10 protein-coding genes are annotated in these 16485 nt (G+C 66.3%); all 10 read left to right on the top strand.

Annotated elements, in window-relative coordinates; genetic code table 11:
• The first annotated feature begins 328 nt into the window (after nt 1-328).
• The 10 genes from ACH34S_RS25200 (at nt 329) to ACH34S_RS25155 (ending at nt 16485) form a co-directional block, all read left to right on the top strand.
• On the top strand, nt 329-9064 hold the full coding sequence (locus ACH34S_RS25200; protein WP_395955252.1) for a DNRLRE domain-containing protein: 8736 nt from the start codon (nt 329-331) through the stop codon (nt 9062-9064).
• A gap of 1 nt (nt 9065) precedes the next feature.
• A complete protein-coding gene (locus tag ACH34S_RS25195) occupies nt 9066-9791 on the top strand; it encodes an Imm52 family immunity protein (protein ID WP_395955251.1) in 726 nt (241 codons plus the stop codon).
• Between the two features lie 179 nt (nt 9792-9970).
• Nucleotides 9971-10387: a hypothetical protein gene (locus ACH34S_RS25190; protein ID WP_395955250.1), complete on the top strand. Its 417-nt coding sequence runs from the start codon at nt 9971-9973 to the stop codon at nt 10385-10387.
• Nucleotides 10388-11188: 801 nt separating this feature from the next.
• The gene (locus ACH34S_RS25185) at nt 11189-11743 is read left to right on the top strand and encodes a hypothetical protein (RefSeq protein WP_395955249.1); all 555 of its coding nucleotides are present in this window, start codon (nt 11189-11191) and stop codon (nt 11741-11743) included.
• Nucleotides 11670-12011: an AAA domain-containing protein gene (locus ACH34S_RS25180; protein WP_395955248.1), complete on the top strand. Its 342-nt coding sequence runs from the start codon at nt 11670-11672 to the stop codon at nt 12009-12011. Before ACH34S_RS25185 ends, ACH34S_RS25180 begins: the two co-directional genes overlap by 74 nt.
• A 261-nt stretch (nt 12012-12272) precedes the next feature.
• Complete coding sequence (locus ACH34S_RS25175) at nt 12273-12791, top strand: hypothetical protein (protein WP_395955247.1); 519 nt, start codon at nt 12273-12275, stop codon at nt 12789-12791.
• Nucleotides 12792-13218: 427 nt separating this feature from the next.
• Nucleotides 13219-13584 (top strand): hypothetical protein, encoded by a 366-nt coding sequence (locus tag ACH34S_RS25170; RefSeq protein WP_395955246.1) that lies wholly within the window; start codon nt 13219-13221, stop codon nt 13582-13584.
• Nucleotides 13585-13696: 112 nt separating this feature from the next.
• Entirely contained in the window at nt 13697-14137 is a 441-nt protein-coding gene (locus ACH34S_RS25165; protein ID WP_395955244.1) for a DUF6932 family protein, read from the top strand.
• Nucleotides 14134-15606, top strand: a complete 1473-nt coding sequence (locus tag ACH34S_RS25160; RefSeq protein WP_395955243.1) for a helix-turn-helix domain-containing protein — start codon at nt 14134-14136, stop codon at nt 15604-15606. The genes ACH34S_RS25165 and ACH34S_RS25160 overlap by 4 nt, the downstream gene beginning before the upstream one ends.
• 66 nt (nt 15607-15672) lie before the next feature.
• On the top strand, nt 15673-16485 hold the full coding sequence (locus ACH34S_RS25155) for a DUF4186 family protein (RefSeq protein ID WP_395955242.1): 813 nt from the start codon (nt 15673-15675) through the stop codon (nt 16483-16485).

The following is a 16485-nucleotide window of genomic DNA, read 5'->3' as shown; positions in this document are numbered from 1 at the left end:
TCACCGGGAGCCTTCGCTTTCGGTGGCGTAGTGATGTGCCCGGGGGAGCGCGTCCTTCAGTGCTGTATTGGAGGTTGGATGAGCTTCCCTGACAGTTCCTGATTACCCGCTAAACGGCGATTCTGTCTGTCTTCTTGTTGTAGCAGCGCCGCCGTTACGGTGGTGCCGTCACGTCTGAACCCAAGGTCTTCGTGTGCGTGTCAATGCTGCCCGGAGATCTGCCTTGCTGTGCGTTTCTCCGGATAGCGGCTGTCGAACGTCGTGCTCGGCGGCCGGGTGAGAAGGGACCTTTAAGGTGAGCAGGTTTCGCAGGCTGGTGGCAGGAATCATGGTCGTGGTTCTGGCGCTCGCGTTGGCGCCGCCGGCCAGAGCCGAGCAGCGCCAGGCCGGTGCCGGGGCGTCCGATCCTGGGGATGGGTGGAAACCGGAGAGCAAACGCAACGCCTGGGATCGGTTCAAGGGTCTGTTCGGTGATGACGAGCCCAAGTCGCGCAAGCTGCCGGCCGTGGGTGTGCCGCGCAACGACCCGATGCCGCCCGGCGCGAAGGCGGCACCGGCCAAGCGGGTCAAGGAGTTGACGGGCCGCCGGACGGCGAACGCCAAGGTGTTCGAGTTGTCGGACGGGCGGCTGCAGAAGGAACTGTCGGCGGTCCCGTTGCACTACCGCGGCGAGGACGGCGACTGGCACGACATCGACCCGCGGGTCAAATCCACCGACCGCAAGGGTTTCGTCTACGGCAACCAGACCAACACCTTCCACAGCTTCTTCGGCACCCGCCCCGATGAGCTGGTCACCTTTGACGCCGACGGAGCGAGCCTGACGCTCGGCACCCCGCAGGCCAAGCCGTCCAAGCCGAAGACCAGTGGCAACGTCGTCACCTACCGGGATCTGCTCGGCGGCGGCGCGGACCTGTCGTATGAGATCGTCCAGGACGCGCTGAAGGAGAAGATCGTCCTTGCCGCGCCGTCCGGCAGCGGCGGCTACGCCTTCACGGTGAAGCCGGAGGGGGTGCGGGCGTGGCAGCGTCCAGACGGGGCGATCGCGTTCTACAAGGGCGACTTCGACGGCCGTCCGGTGTTCGTGATGCCCAAGCCGTTCATGTACGACTCGGCGCCGGACGCCTCGTCCCCGTACGGAACGGCGTGGAGCGGCAAGGTCACCCAGTCGATGCGGTGGGACGCCAAGACCGGCCTGCTGCACATCACCGTCCAAGCGGACAAGACCTGGCTGAACGACGCCAAGCGCAAGTACCCGGTGGTGATCGACCCCACCATCAAGATCGCGCCGACACCGACGCAGTCGCAGGACACCATGATCTCCTCCGACGGCCCGGACCAGAACTACGACGACAACTGGCGCCTGTCGGTCGGCACGACCAACTCCGGCAAGTCCCGCGCACTGCTGAAGTTCCCCCTCGACCAGATCCCCGCCGGGACCAGGATCGACTCGGCGCAGCTGCAGCTGTACTACGACCAGAACCACACCAGCAGCGCCAACCCGGTCACCCTGGAGGCGCGCCGTGCCACCCAGGCGTGGGACGAGACGACCGCGACCTGGAACAACGCCAACGGGATCGCCGGTGAGCTGAGCGGCAACACCGAGCAGGTCGACGACGGCGACCCCGGCAAGACCGCCGCGACCGGGTCCTGGCCGTACTCGGGCAACCCCACCACCACCCAGGCCGCGATCAACCACGACTACCCCTACAACAACGACGCGGCCGCCGGGGACAAGTACACCTGGGTGCCCACGCTGACCGAAAACGGCACCTACCGCGTCGAAGCCCACTACGTCGAGGCGGCCGACCGCGCCACCAACGCCCCCTACACCGTCACCTACAGCGGCGGCACCCAGACCTACCCGGTCAGCCAGTACCACGCCACCGAGACCAAGGGCGTGTGGAAGACGCTGGGCAGCCACCCGTTCACCGCGGGCACGACCGGCAAGATCACCCTCGGGGACGTGCCCGGCAAGGCCGTCATCGCCGACGCGGTCCGGCTGTTCAAGGAAGGCACCGCCGTCCGCCCGGCCAATGACGGCGCGTCGCGGTGGCATTCGTTCTCGGTCCGCGACACCGTGCAGCACTGGCTGGACGGCTCCCAGCCCAACCACGGGTTCGTGGTCAGGGCCCGCGACGAGAACGCCCTCGGCCAGGGCGGGCCACGGTACGAGGGCAGCCTGTTCTTCTACAACGGCGAGACCGCGACCTACCCGAAACTGACGGTCACCTACGGTCGTCCCGGCGTCGAGGTCGCCGCGCCGACCACCATCCACGCCACCGGCGCCGAGCTGACCTGGCCCGCCTACACCGACCCCTCCACCTCTGGCGATGACGACATCGTCGAGTACCAGGTGCACCGCTCGGTGTGGCAGACCTTCACCCCGTCCCAAGCCACCCTCATCGCCCCGGTGCCGTCCGGCACCCGCTCCTACACCGACACCACCGCGCGTCCGACCCCGGCCGACAGCACCGACCCGTTCGGCAACTCCTACTACTACATGGTCGCCGTCAAGACCCGCGACGGGAAGGTCACCCCCGGCCCGACCCAGCTCGCGCGCCTGCCCAAGGCCGGACGCGCGTATCGGATCTACCAGTCCGGCGTCACCGACACCACCCTCACCGCCTCCCGGCCGGACGAGAACCAGGACGTGCTGGCGGGCGAGCCGTGGCTGATGGCCGGCAACAACAGCGGCACCTACGGCAGGGCACGCGCGGTGCTGAAGTTCCCCGACCTGTCCGACATCCCCTCCACCGCCAGGGTGCTGGACGCGCAACTGCGGTTGTGGTCGGCGGGCGTCGACCCCGGCGGGGCCGCCACCTACGAACTGCGCGGCCTGACCCGCGGCTTCAACGAAACGTCCGCCACCTGGAACCGGGCCGACGCCGCCACCGCCTGGACGACGGCGGGCGGTGACATGGACGCCACCGTGTCCGGGACCGGCGGGAACTGGAGCAACGACCCGCAACAACGCGTGCTGAACGCCACGTCGCTGGCGCAGAGATGGGTCGCCGATCCCGCGTCTAACAAGGGCGCGATCGTCAAGCTCGCCAACGAGACGACCCCGGCCGAGCGTGCGATCTTCGTCTCCAGTGAGGGCCGCGAACCCCAGCTGCGCCCCCAACTGGTGGTCACCTACCTGGAGACGACGCCGGAGAACACCTACTACGTCCCGGCCACGCCCGCGGCGGTGGCACCCGACTCCACCCAGCCCATCGAGGTCACCCTCACCAACACCACCAACGAAACCTGGAACCTGGCCGACTGGGTGCTGTCGTACCGGTGGAGCCGCCCCGACGGGTCCCCGGTGACCGTGCAGCAGCTGCACACCGCGCTGCCCAAGAACCTGGTGCCCGGCGACACCGTCACCGTCCAGGCCCAGGTCAAGGCCCCGGCGTCGTCCATCGAGGGCAACAAACGCGTCGACCACGTCCTGGAATGGGACCTGTGGAACAAGACCACCAGCACCTGGCTGTCGCAACAACCCGCCGCGGCCGGGGCCCGCGCCGCCGCCGCGGTCAACCGTGTCGGCGCGTTGAAGCAGAGCCTGGCCGTCGAGGAATCCACCTCCGACCAGGTCGGCCTGGAGAAGTTCTACGCCTACGCCGGGAAGAACACCGGTGCCGGCTCCACGGTGATGAACAACCTGCACGCCGGGAACGCCGTCTGGCAGTACAACGCGTTCACCAACCCCTCCCGGGGGTTGGCCACCTTCCTGCGGCTGGCCTACAACTCCAAGGACACCTCCGACACCGTCGCCGGCTACGGCTGGTCCATTCAGGCGTCCTCGCTGATGCGGCTCGGCTCCCCGATCGACCCGCACCCCAACACCCACGGACGCACCGTCTCCCTCACCGACGGCGACGGCACCACCCACACCTTCACCCTCGACGACAAGGACAACAGCGACCCGGCCGACGACGAATACATCGCTCCCGCCGGCGTGCACCACTACCTGCAGCGCCTAGCCGAATGCAAACCCAAGGACGAACTGTCCCGCGCCTGGGTGATGACCCGGCCCGACCGCACCCAGTTCTTCTTCGACTGCGACGGCTACCTGTCGTCCATTGAGGACAACAACGGTAACCGGATGGATTTCACCTACGAAGTCCGCAAATCCCAGAACAAGCCGACCAAGTTCCTGCGCTACATCACCGACCCGGTCGGCCGGCAGACCCTCACCATCGACTACTGGGCCAAAGGCCAGGACTACTCCTACATCGATGACACCACCTGGGAGAAGAAGACCGGCACCGGCCTGACCAACCCCCACATCATCGACCACGTCAAGTCGATCAAAGACATCTCCGGCCGGACGCTGACCTTCACCTACTCCGACAAGGGCCTGCTGGGCGAACTCATCGACGGTGCCGGGGCGTCCCAACCGAAGGTGTTCGGGTTCCGCTACGACGCCACCCAGGGGAACAAGAACGTCAAACTCGTCAAGGTCACCGACCCCCGCGGCCACGCCACCGACCTGGCCTACTACGACACTCCCCAAGACGACCCCAAATTCAAATGGTCCCTCAAGACCATCACCGACCGCCTCGGACACCCCACCACCTACGCCTACACCGACCCTGACGGCACCACCGGCCAACAGATCCGCACCGTCGTCACCGACGCCGAGAACCACACCACCACCTACCTGATGGACGGCAAGGGCCGCCCCGTCGAAACGACGAACGCCAAGAACCAGACCACCAAACTCGGCTGGGACGACGACAACAACGTCACCCGTCTCGAAGAACCACCCGCCACGACCGGCGCCACCCCGGCCGTCGCCACCTGGAAATACGACCCCAAGACCGGCTACCCCACAGAGATTAAGAACCCCGAGGCCGTCAAGAACGCCTGGGACGGCACCACCCTCACCTACCAGACCGGCCTGAACGGCCACATCGCCGACGTCATCGCCAAAAGAGCACCCGAGGGACGTACATGGACCTTCGGATACACCTCCGAGGGCGATCTGGCCTCACTCACCGACCCGCTCGGCAATGTGACGTCCACCGCAGGCGACTACACCACCACCTACACCTACGACACCTGGGGTCAGCTTCAGAGCACCCGCGACGCCAATGGCCGGACGACGAGCAACAGCAATTTCCACGCGAGCGGATATCCGCGGACCGTGACCGACGCCCTCGGCAAGGCCGTCACCTACGACTACGACGCGCGCGGCCAGACAACGAAGGTCACTGACCCGCTGGGGCATGTCACGACGCAGGATTACGACACTTACGGTCGTGCGCTACGGCAGACAGAGCCGAAGGACCAGGCGTCGGGCACCCTGATCACCACGCCTGCACCGGTGTACGACGCCAATGACAACGTTCTGGTCTCGACCGCCCCCAACGGCGCGGAGACGACCGCCACCCACGACGACGCAGACCAGGTCATCAGTTCACGGGCACCCAAGGACACACCGGACGGGCCCGAACGTGCGACCTCCTATGCCTACGACAAGGTGGGCAATATCACAAAGGTCACGCAGCCAAAGGGGACTCTGACTTCTGGTGACGATTCTGACTTCGTCACCGGCTACACGTACAACGAAATCAACCGGCCTGTCGCGGTGACCAACGCGGAGAACCAGCAGATCACCTACGCCTACGACAACGCGGGAAATGTCGTCACGGTCACCGATCCGCGCAAGAACACAACGTCGGAGCCTGGCGACTACACCACCAAATACACCTATGACCTCAATCACCAGTCCATGGTCGTCACAGATGCGCTGGGGCATACGCAGCGAACGACGCGCGACCGTGATGGCCTCGTAACGGCCGTCACGGACCAGAACGGCAGCACGACCTCGCTCCGCCTCGACGCCCGCGGCAAGCCGGTCGAGGTCACGCGGCCTCGCTCGGACGGAGTGAACACGGTCACCGGCTACGAGTACGACCAGGTCGGCAACCGCACCAAGGTCATCACGCCGCGCGGCTCGGCGACATCCGCCGACGGGGATTTCGTGCAGGAGACGACTTACGACGAACTGAACCGGATCAAGGAAAGGCTCTCACCGTTCGACCCGTCCGATGCCCGCTACAACAAACCGGACAAGACCGTCTACACCTACGATGCCGCGGGTCGGCTGAGCCAGGTGAGCGCCCCGCCCTCGAACGGGCAGGCGGTTCGTAACGAGACTCGCTACACCTACTTCGACAACGGCTGGACCCGGCAATCCACGGATCCGTGGGACATCGTCACCACATACGACTACAACGCTCTCGGTAAGCAGACCGAGCGCACGCTGACGAGCGCGGGTGGTTCGTCAAGCCGGACGATCAACTGGTCCTACTATCCCGACGGGAAGCTGAAGAGCCGCTCTGATGAGGGCGTGCCCGCAGGAAAGCGGGTCGTCCTGGTGGACGACTCCGACCACCAGAACGCCGGCTCGACTGGCGGAGCCTGGACCTCCAGCTCAACCGGCACTGGTTTCCAAGGATACGACTACGCCGCTCACGGCGCCGGCACTGGCACCTCGTCATTCGTGTGGAACCTCACCCTCCCCCAAGACGGCGACTACGAGATCTTCATCAAACACCCCACCGTGCAGGGTGCCGCCCCCAACGCCTCCTACACGATCCAGGACTCCGGCGGCAGCACCACCAAGACCGTCGACCAGAGCACCGGCGGCGGCACCTGGAAGAGCCTGGGCACCCACACCTTCACCAGGAACGGCACCGGCCAGCGGATCACCCTGTCCGACCAGGCCACCGCAGGCACCACCGTCCTGGCCGACGCTGTGAAGCTCGTGCGCGACAACACCGGCGACACCGACACCGAGAAGACCGAATTCACCTACGCCTACGACCCCAACGGCAACCTCACCGACATCACGGACGGCAGTCCCGGTACGAAGATCGACAGGTATCTGGTCGAGTACGACGGCCTGAACCAGGTCGCCAAGGTCGAGGAGAAATCGGGCGCCACCGTCAAACACACGACCACCTTCACCTACGACCAGAACGGCAACCCCCTCACGCGCGGGCATGATCAGGAATTCTCGGCCTATGAGTACGATCCGCGTGACCTGGTCGCGAAGATCACGGACAAGGATGAGCCCGGTGATCCGTCGCCCAAGGTGACCACCTTCACCTACACGGCACGCGGTGAACGCGACCTCCAGACAAGAGGCAACGGCAACACCGTCGACCACGACTACTACCTGGACGGTCTGCTGCGCCGGCAGGTCGAAAAGAAGAGCAACGGAACGCTGGTCAACGAGCGGCAGCTCGAATACGACCCGAACGGCAACAAGACCAGGGACGTCGGCCGCAAAATGAACGCCGATGATAAATCGGCGTACATATCGACCACAACGACGTGGGATTACGACCCCCTCGACAGGATCAGTGAGGTCACCAAGACCGGCGGCGTCACCTCGACCGAGACCTATGTGCACGACGCGAACAGCAATGTGATATCGCAGACGGTCAAGGGGAAGTCGACGACATTCACCTACGATCGCAACCGTCTGATCTCCTCGGTGACGGCCGGCGTGACGGCCGCCTACAACTACGATCCCTTCGGTCGCCTGGACACCGTCACCGCCGGGGGCGCGGTCGTCGAGCGCAACGACTATGACGGTTTCGACCGCGTCGAGAAGCATGAAGAACGAGGGCCGTCCGGTGCATTGACGGAAACCGAATACACCTACGACCCATTCGACCGGACCTCGTCGAAGACGACCGATCCCGGCGGCTCCGACGAGAAGACGACCACGTACAACTACCTCGGCACCACCGCGAATGTGCTCAGCGAGGAAGTGTCCGGACAGATAACCAAGTCCTACCAGTACTCCCCATGGGGCGAGCGGCTTTCCCAAGTCAAATTCAACGCGGGCGGTGCTACGGAGGACGGCTACTTCGGCTACAACGACCACACCGATGTGGACCTTGTGACCGATGCGACAGGTGACAGTGAGGCGACCTACGGCTACACGGCATACGGCGACATCGAGGAGAAGGAGACCACCGGCGCCGACAAACCGGACCCACAGGATCCTACCAAGGAGCCGTACAACGCCTACCGCTTCAATTCCATGCGCTGGGACTCCGCTTCCGGTACCTACGACATGGGATTCCGTGACTACGATCCCGGCCTGAACCGTTTCCTCACCAGGGATACCTATAACGGCGCTTTGGACGACGTCGACCTGGCGACCGATCCCTTCACCGGCAACCGGTACGCGTTCGGCGGCGGAAACCCCATCAGCGCCATCGAGATGGACGGCCACAACTGGTTCACCGACGGTGTCGGCGATGCGGTCGACGGCATCAGCCGCGCCGCCTCCGGGGGGCAGGATCCCGGAAGCCTCGGCTCCATCATCGTCCATGGGGCAGAGGCCGTTGGCGGAATGCTGCTCATGGGCGTCGGCAGCGGCATGACCGGCGGGGGCGCGGCGGTCTGCGTGGGCGTGGTCACCTGCGTCGTCGGGGCACCGGTCTCCGTAGCCGGTGCGTTCGTGACCGCGGTCGGTGCCGGCCTCACCGCGGCCGGCGGCATCGGGTTGATCGGAGATATCGCCGCACTGGCCCAGAACGTCGGTGGCTCAGGAGGCTCCGGGGCGGACAACTCCGGTAACAGCGGGGGGCAGCCCGAGCCCCGAACGCCCTCCGGCAGCGAAGGCGGGCCCGGCGAGTGGGTTCAGACTCAGCGCGGCGTGAACCCCACCAACTGGCGTCAGAAGGTCGCCTACCGGTATCAACAGCAGGTCACCAAGGTGAAGGCAGGCTACGAGTTCCGGCTCACGCTCCGCAACCCCAAGACCGGCCGCCCGATCGATATGGATGGCTACGACCCGACACGTCGCGTGCTGCAGGACGCCAAGATGGGTTACGGTGGCGAGCGCTGGATCAACCCCACTACCGGAAAGCTGACCAAGGCGGCCAAGGACAAGTTCAAAGAGCAGGCACAGCGCCAGTCCGAGGCCGCCGGTGGCACAAAGATTGAATGGGTCTTCTCGAACAAACAGGTCGCTGATCTGGTCAGTAAATTCTTCGATAAGGAAGGCATCAAGATCTCCGTCCGTTATCAGAAGTACGTGACGAAATGAGGTGATCCTACTGGAAGACGAGATCGTGGTCCGGAGCTTCTGGGGCCCGCGCGAGGAATCGGTGGAGGCTGCCGTGGAACGGTGGGTCGAACTGTCTGGGCGGCTGACCGGCATCGGGGGGACGGTGTTCTCATCGTGGACGAATGCGGATGATGAACCGCAACCGCTGGAGTTCAGTGTGGAGGGTCTTCAGCGGGAGTTGGCTCATCGTGAAGAGAAGTTCGGTCCTCGCGGTCGATTGGGATTTTCGATGTCCGCACATATCGACGATGGTGACCTGCCTCGGGTGTCCCTCTCGTCTACGGTCGGCGCATGTGGGTCATATGTGGGCAACAGCCTGGTTCTGACGCTTTACGTCTGGGAGCAGAAGCAGGGGGGCCTGTGGACGCCGATGGCGGGCGACCTGTTGCGGGCGGTGGCCGAAGCGTGCGAGCCCGACTGGGGGGAGGTGCGCAATGACGCACTCGCCGATGCCCAGAACGAGAACCCGCAGATCACCGTTGGGACGCCGCGAGCGGGGTACGTTACGTACCTGTCGTCGAACCGCCGTGCGCGGGTATCCGGTGAGGTGCCCGGACGTACGCGGCAAGCAACCGATGGCGGCTTGCTGATCGACATGACCGAGGACGGCCGGTTCCCGGAACTGGATGCCGTGGCGGAGCTCGACCGGCGGCTTCGAGACTCGGGCGCGTTGGTCGAAATCCCGGAATCCCAGGAACGGCTGTGATGCCCGATGGAGCCGACGCTCGTCATGGCCCTCTGCCGGGGAACGCCCCGCAGTTCCCCGTGGGCATCGTCCAAGCCACTCGCGGGGTCGACCGGACCACTCGCTGAGCGGACTGGATCACGTGGACGGCGGCGTCCCGGTTTCGCTGAGAGACCGGAGACATAACGGAGGTTGGTGCAGTGGATCTCTCATTGAAGTACGAGCCGGTGCCGGCCAACGCGTCCCGTTTCGCCGTCGACATCGTGCAATCCGCCTCTGACATTTCCGGTGTGCGGTTGGACTACACGGTGGCGAGCTTGGACGCGGTCGATGGCATCGTCCAGGAGATCCGGCAGGACGGGTCTCCCGTGGAGGCGGTCGCCGAGACCCTCTTCGGGTTCGGCTGCTACGTGGGGGAGGTTCTTGTCAGGGAGGGCGGTGGCCATTGGGTCGCGCCCGATGAGCGCGAGGCCGAACTGGTCGCCTTCCCCTTCGTCGTCAGCTTCCGTGACGGCCGGTGGGCCAACCCGCTCGGCAAGGTCTTCAAGCGCTTCGAGGAGGGCGCGGATCACAACGTTCGCTACTTCGCCACCGTCATGCTGGACTCCAACGCCTGACGTGCCTGGTCAGCCCCTCGCGGTGGCGCCGCTGAGCTGGCGGACTGGCTGAGTGCCCGGGGTGCCGTGTCGGCGGACCGCCGGGGCTGACCGCTCCCGGGCCGGGATGGGCGGATAGCCTGCGGCCGGGCCATCGAGCCCAAATGGAGCATCGCGTGCCGGACGATGGTGAACTCCGCGGCGACCGGGACGACCTCGCCGTTGGGGTGGGTGGTCGCTATTCGCCAGCGACCTCGTGGTCGCCTTAGAAGTTGCCCAGGTTGCAGAGCTGTCGTACGTCGGGCACGGCGACGCTGGGTCACATCCGGGACACCACGGCCGCGGGCGGGTCGAGGGAGGTGATGCCGTCGTGCCGGGCGACTCGATGCTGTCGCTTCATAAAGCTGTTGGGTTCGCGTCAAGTACGTCGTGGCCTCCGGTGGTTGTTCAAGGCAGCTGATGGCAGCGGCGTTGCGAGTGGCTACTTCCAGCTCAGAAGTGACTCCGGCGTTGGCCCCGAACTGACATCGTAAAATCGAGTCAGTCAGATCAAGGGGTGGCGGATGAGCCAATACACCTCCGACCCGGAACACTGCACGCGCCCCACGCTCCAGCTCCGCCTGCTCAGCCACGGTCACTGAAAACGGCGCCTTCGGCTGCCCTGCCCTGGCCATCCATCCAGCCCGGACTTACAAAAGGCATTTCAGGCGCAGAACACTAGGGCTCCTCGTTCACTATTCCCAACCAACGGGCGGCTTCCGCGTACCTGCCCGTGTCGTTAAGAAGGACCCCCAGTGCGGCGATCGCAGGCTGGGATCCCCGGTGAGCGCCGTGGAGGAGGTGGCCGGGCAGCGCGCGGAGCACCTCCGCGAGGAGCGCCGGTTGGCTGGCGACGCCCTGGCGGAGGCGGAGCGGGAGCTCGACGCGACCACCCGAGACCATCCGGCCGTCCGGCAGGCGCGGGGCGCGGTCCACGCTGCCCTGGGGAGCCGCGACGCGCTCCGGCCCGCCGTCCAGAAGGGGGCGCGCGAGGCGCGGCTTGCGACGGCGACGGTGAAGGCGCCGCCGCCCGTCCGCGAGGACGCCGGTGCCGATGCCCTCGAACGGGACGCGAAGGCCCTGCTCGGCTGGCTGCGCGCGAACCTCGGGCCGCTGCGCGGGCGGGCCGCGCTGCTCGCTGAGTGGCGCGCCGACGTCGCGCGGGAGGCCGAGCCGCTGTCGTCCGAGCTGGTCCGCTACGCCGACGTCGTCGCCGCGACCTGCATCCCCCTACAGGGCGCAGGCGCGGCAGATCGCGCGGAGCGTGGCGCGCGGCATCGGCGTTACCGAGAAGGCCGCGCTGAACGTTGGCACCGTCGACTCGTTTCAGGGCGGTGAGCGCGAGGTGATCCTCTACGGGTTCACCCGGAGCAACGACGCCGGACGCGTCGGCTTCCTCAGGGAGCTTCGCCGTGCCAACGTCGCCTTTACCCGCGCGCAGTTCCAACTCGTCCTCGTCGGCGACCTGACCACCCTGACCACGACCGGAGCTTCCGGGAGCTGGCCGTCGCGCTGCGCGCGCACGGCCCGGCACAGCGAGATCCTGCAGTACCGGGACGTCCACGCCCAGGTCACCAGGCTCAATGAAGAGGAGGGCCGGGCATGACCGGCAAGTGGCTCATCCCCTACCCGGAGGAGCGCGCCCTGGAGGACGCCGCGTACGCGCGCGGCGAAAGGCCCACTCGCATTTGCCACCTGCTGCTTCCGGTGTGGCTTGTCGAGATCCGGGGGACGGTCACCGAGGCCGAGCCGTACGACCTGATCGACTCTACCTCGAACGCGGCATCCGGGACTGCGCCCTCGACACCACGGTCGAGCTGGCGGACTTCTTCTCCTGGACGAGACGCTCGTCGACCGGGCGCTGCGCGTGCTGGCGTGGATCGGCCACGTACGCGACGACGGCCGCGGCCGGGACGCGCTCACCGAAATCGGGCTGCGGTCCGTGCAGGACAGGTGGCGCTACACCGTCGTGAGCCGGGACCGCCGCGAGCTGTACTTCGACGGCCTCGGCTCGCAGCCGCTCCCGCGCGCGTACTACGACCCCTCCACCGTCACATTGCTCGCCGGGGAGGATCTGACGGACGTGGTGAACCGGCGCACCGGCGGCCCGGCGTTCCGGCCGGTCGTCAGCCAGCGGATGTTCCGCGACGAGGCGCTGGCCGAGCTGGCGGCGCGCCGCGACCGAGACCGGTTCAACCTGCCTGCCCGGATCGATGCACCGGAGCGCGTCGCGCCGCCCGTCCCCCTTCTATATGCCCCGCCTATATGCCCCGCCTATCTGGTGCGGACGGTCGCGCCCGATGGCAGCCCGCGGCTGCTCGCCTACACCCAGGCGGGCGACACGGCCGACGAGGACGTTACGGCGGGGCTGACCTCGCCGTGCTGATCGAGAACGAGGAGTCCGCCGCTCGGGACGGCCGCGACGAGACCCGGGCGCGCGACTGGCTGCGCGACCGCGGCCTGGACGCCGTCCACCCGCGGCGACAGCCGGACGGCATGCTCCGCGTCACCCTCCCCGCGTCGGCGTTCGAAAGCAGCGACCCGGTGCCGCTGTACAAGCTCGGGTCGTTCGTCGTGGGGCACCGACTTCTTCCAGGTCTGGTGCGAGGACGAGACGGTCCGCCGGGCGCTGCTGTACCGGATCGAGTCCTACAGCCGGCCGAACATCAGGCGCGCCGACCTCGACCAACGGATCGCCAGGATTGGTCGTCAGGTCGGGCTCGACGAGGTCGACCTCGCCGAGCTGCGCCGAATGGCGGTGCGCGGGGAAACGCGACCTGGTGTCCCTCCTCGACGAAAATCGGCGAGCGCCCATGACCGCCGCGCACGGGCGCTCCGGGCCGCGCCGCCGCCGGACGATCGACGGCGCGACGGTCTCCCGACTGTTCTTCGGGCTGCCGTGGTTCCTGACGAGCCTGGTCGTCGTCCTGGCTGGTGGTGCTCGGCTGGCTCGGGTCCGGCGCGGTCGTCTTCTGGGGCCGTGCCGAGTCCCGGTTCGCCCGTCAGTGCTGCGCTGCCGTCCTTCGACCGAGGAGGAGCGTGACCGGTTCGCGCCGGTCTGGGACGAGGTCCCCCGCCGCGCGGGCCTTGATGGGTCGCGGTACTCGCTGTGGAGCGAGCCGGCCGCTGGGATGAGCGCGCAGGCGGGCGCGGGGCAGGTCGTCGCGGTCACCGACTGAACGCTCCGCACCCAGCACCCGCGCGTCCTCCAGGTGCCGCCTTACTAGCGGTGGCCTAGGCCCGTCAAGGGATCTGCTGGACATTTTCCGCCACAACGATTATGTTGTGTACATGCTTCCCCCGTTGACATCCGCAGGCGTCCTGCCGTCTGGGGTGCACGAGGCCTCATGGGATGAGGTGGTGCGGCGCTTCGGCGGTTCTCCGCGGCGCGAGTGGCTACTTGTTGGGCTGCTTGCGGCCGCCAAGAGTCTCAGGGCGGCCAAGATCGACCGCATGTGGTTGGGGGGGAGCTTTGTGACCGCCAAGGAGGACCCGACGGACTGGGACGGCGCTTGGGATCCGGTGGGCGCCGATCTGACCAAGATCGATCCCGTTTTCATCGACCTCGCCGACCTTCAGAATGGACGGTACCGGCAGAAGGCCAAGTACGGCGGCGAGTTGCTTGCGGGGTTTGAACTCGCAAGCGGGTTGTCGTTTTGTGAGTTTTTCCAGCACGACGAGAACGGTGATTCGAAGGGAATCGTGCTGCTTGACCTAAGGACACTCCCATGATCCGCAATGAGCGTCAGTATCGCGCGACGATGCGCCAGCGAAATTTGCTGGCCCAATCCCTCGACGAACTCATCAACCGCAACGCCGCCTTGGCTCTTGACGTCCAGCCCGATCCGAACGCCTCGGGTGCCCAGGTCCTTGAGCTTCAGCGTGCTTCCATCGCGGGGCAGCTCGCCGACTTGGACAGTCAGCTCATGCAGTACCAGCAGCTACAGGAGGGGCAAGTCGCGGCAACTGGTGTCTCGTCTCTTGAGGAACTGCCCGATGCACTGATCCGTGCACGTATCGCAGCGGGGATGTCTCAGCGCGATCTGGCTGAACGGCTCGGCATGAAGGAGCAGCAGATCCAGCGATACGAAGCTGAGCGGTACGCCAGTGCTTCGCTGACCCGGTTGCGGGAGATTACGGCGGCGCTTGGTGTCGAATTTGTGGGAGATCTGCAGCTGCCGGTCAACGAGGCGCCTGTGGCTCGACTGCGCAAACGCTTGCTCTCGTTGGGCTTCGACCGACGCGTGGTCGATCGCCGGTTGCTGCGAGACGTGCCTGGAGGCGCCGGGCCGGCCAAGGTGTTGGCGGCTGCTGAGCGCGCAGCTCGTCTGCTCAACATTCCAGTAGAGCAGCTCCTTTCATCTGGACCGGCGCCCGCACTTGCGACTACGGGGCGATTCAACGCCCCTCGCAACGCTGCTCATGGTTCGTTGGACGCCTACACCCGCTACGCCGAGAGCCTGGCCGACCTCGTGCTGCGGGCGACCGAGCACCTGTCACGGCCACACCTTCCGGGTGACGCGCAATCCGTTCGCGCTGCGATCGACGCCATCGCCGCCGCTACGCGGCCCGACACGGTGACGGTGCCGCCCGATTCCCAGGAACTCTTCCTGGCGACCTTGCGCTACGCGGCTGACATCGGCGTTCCTGTGTTGGCGTTGCGGGATCCCGGCGCGTTTCACGGCGCTTGCTTCAGCCGGGAGGGGCGCAGCGTCATCGTCGTCAAGCACAGCAGCGATTCGGTGGCGCGATGGCTGGCACTCCTGCTGCACGAGCTCTGCCATCTGGCCGATCGCACCCGTGGCGAGCTGAGGACTTGGGTCGAGCTGGGAGACATCGATACCTGGAGCGACAATCCTGAGGAGCAGCGCGCACACGCATTCGCAGCCGATGTGCTGCTGTTCGGGCGTGGCGACGCAGTCCTTGCCCAGGCTGTACAGGCGGCGGAAGGATCCGTCGAACGCCTCAAGGCTGTCGTCCCGGCGGTCGCCGACAACGCCGAGGTTCCGGTAGACATCCTCGCCAATTACCTAGCCTTCCAACTCGGTCGGCGTGGGATCAACTGGTGGGGTACGGCCAGCACCTTCCAGATCCAGCGCAACCCATGGCGAAATGTCACCGACCAGCTACTGACCCAGCTCGATTTCAACGCCCTCGATTCCGTTGATCGCTCAGCGCTCTTTGACGCCTTGGCGTCATAGGGGCACATTCACGGAAAGCTCGCGCCGGCTAAAGACCGACGCCTCATCGTCTGAGGGAGGTGCCCGATGACCGGCCACCACGATGACACCGGCCGACCCCGCACAGCCGCGAATCCGCCAGACAGCCTGCCTTTCCCCACCAAACCCCTTCCCGAGCTCCCGCCCAAATGGAGCGCCTCGGCCGCCGACGCCTCTCCCGAGGGCGTATGGCGCGACTTCGACAAGGTCAAGATCCGCTGCACCATGACCTCGTGCGGCCACGGCCTGCACTGCTATCGGCTGACCAAGAAGCTGGCTCGCCTGCTCGGACCTGGCGCTTGCCGCGAATGTCATCAGCCCCTCGTGTCGCTGGAGCGCACCGGCCAGCGCGACATGGCCGACATCGACCACACGTTCGCCGCACTGCAAACCGAGGCGATCCGCCACTACTTCTGGCACGTCCCATTCGGACAGAAGGCCCTTGACTACGCCTACCGGGCCGGCAGCCGAGAACTTCACGCCAGGATCCCTAGATTCGTTCGTAGCCGGATCGGCAAGGCCGAGCCCTTCCGAGATGGCACACAAACTCCGACGTCGCGAGAGAAGGCCAACGCGATCGACTACGCGCTGCACGCCGTCGCCGCCTGTTGCCGAACATGCGCGCAGTATTGGCACGGCATCGGCAAGGGCCGCCCCCTCACCGATGCTGAAATCTCCTACCTGTCTGAGCTCGCCCGCCGCTACCTCAACGCACGACTCCCTGACCTGCCCGAGGATGGGCGGTACATCCCGCCACGTCGTCGCACAGCCGCAAATGCGCACAGCAACCTGCGCATGCTCCCCACAGGGCCGGTGCTCAACATGAAGGTCACCGACCTCGTCCACCCCCATGCCTCGTAA

The organism is Actinomadura sp. 3N508, from assembly GCF_044326375.1.
In the GTDB taxonomy this organism is placed as follows: Bacteria; Actinomycetota; Actinomycetes; order Streptosporangiales; family Streptosporangiaceae; genus Spirillospora.
The sequence above is the reverse complement of the archived record's forward strand: the minus strand, read 5'-3'. Positions and strand labels throughout refer to the sequence as shown.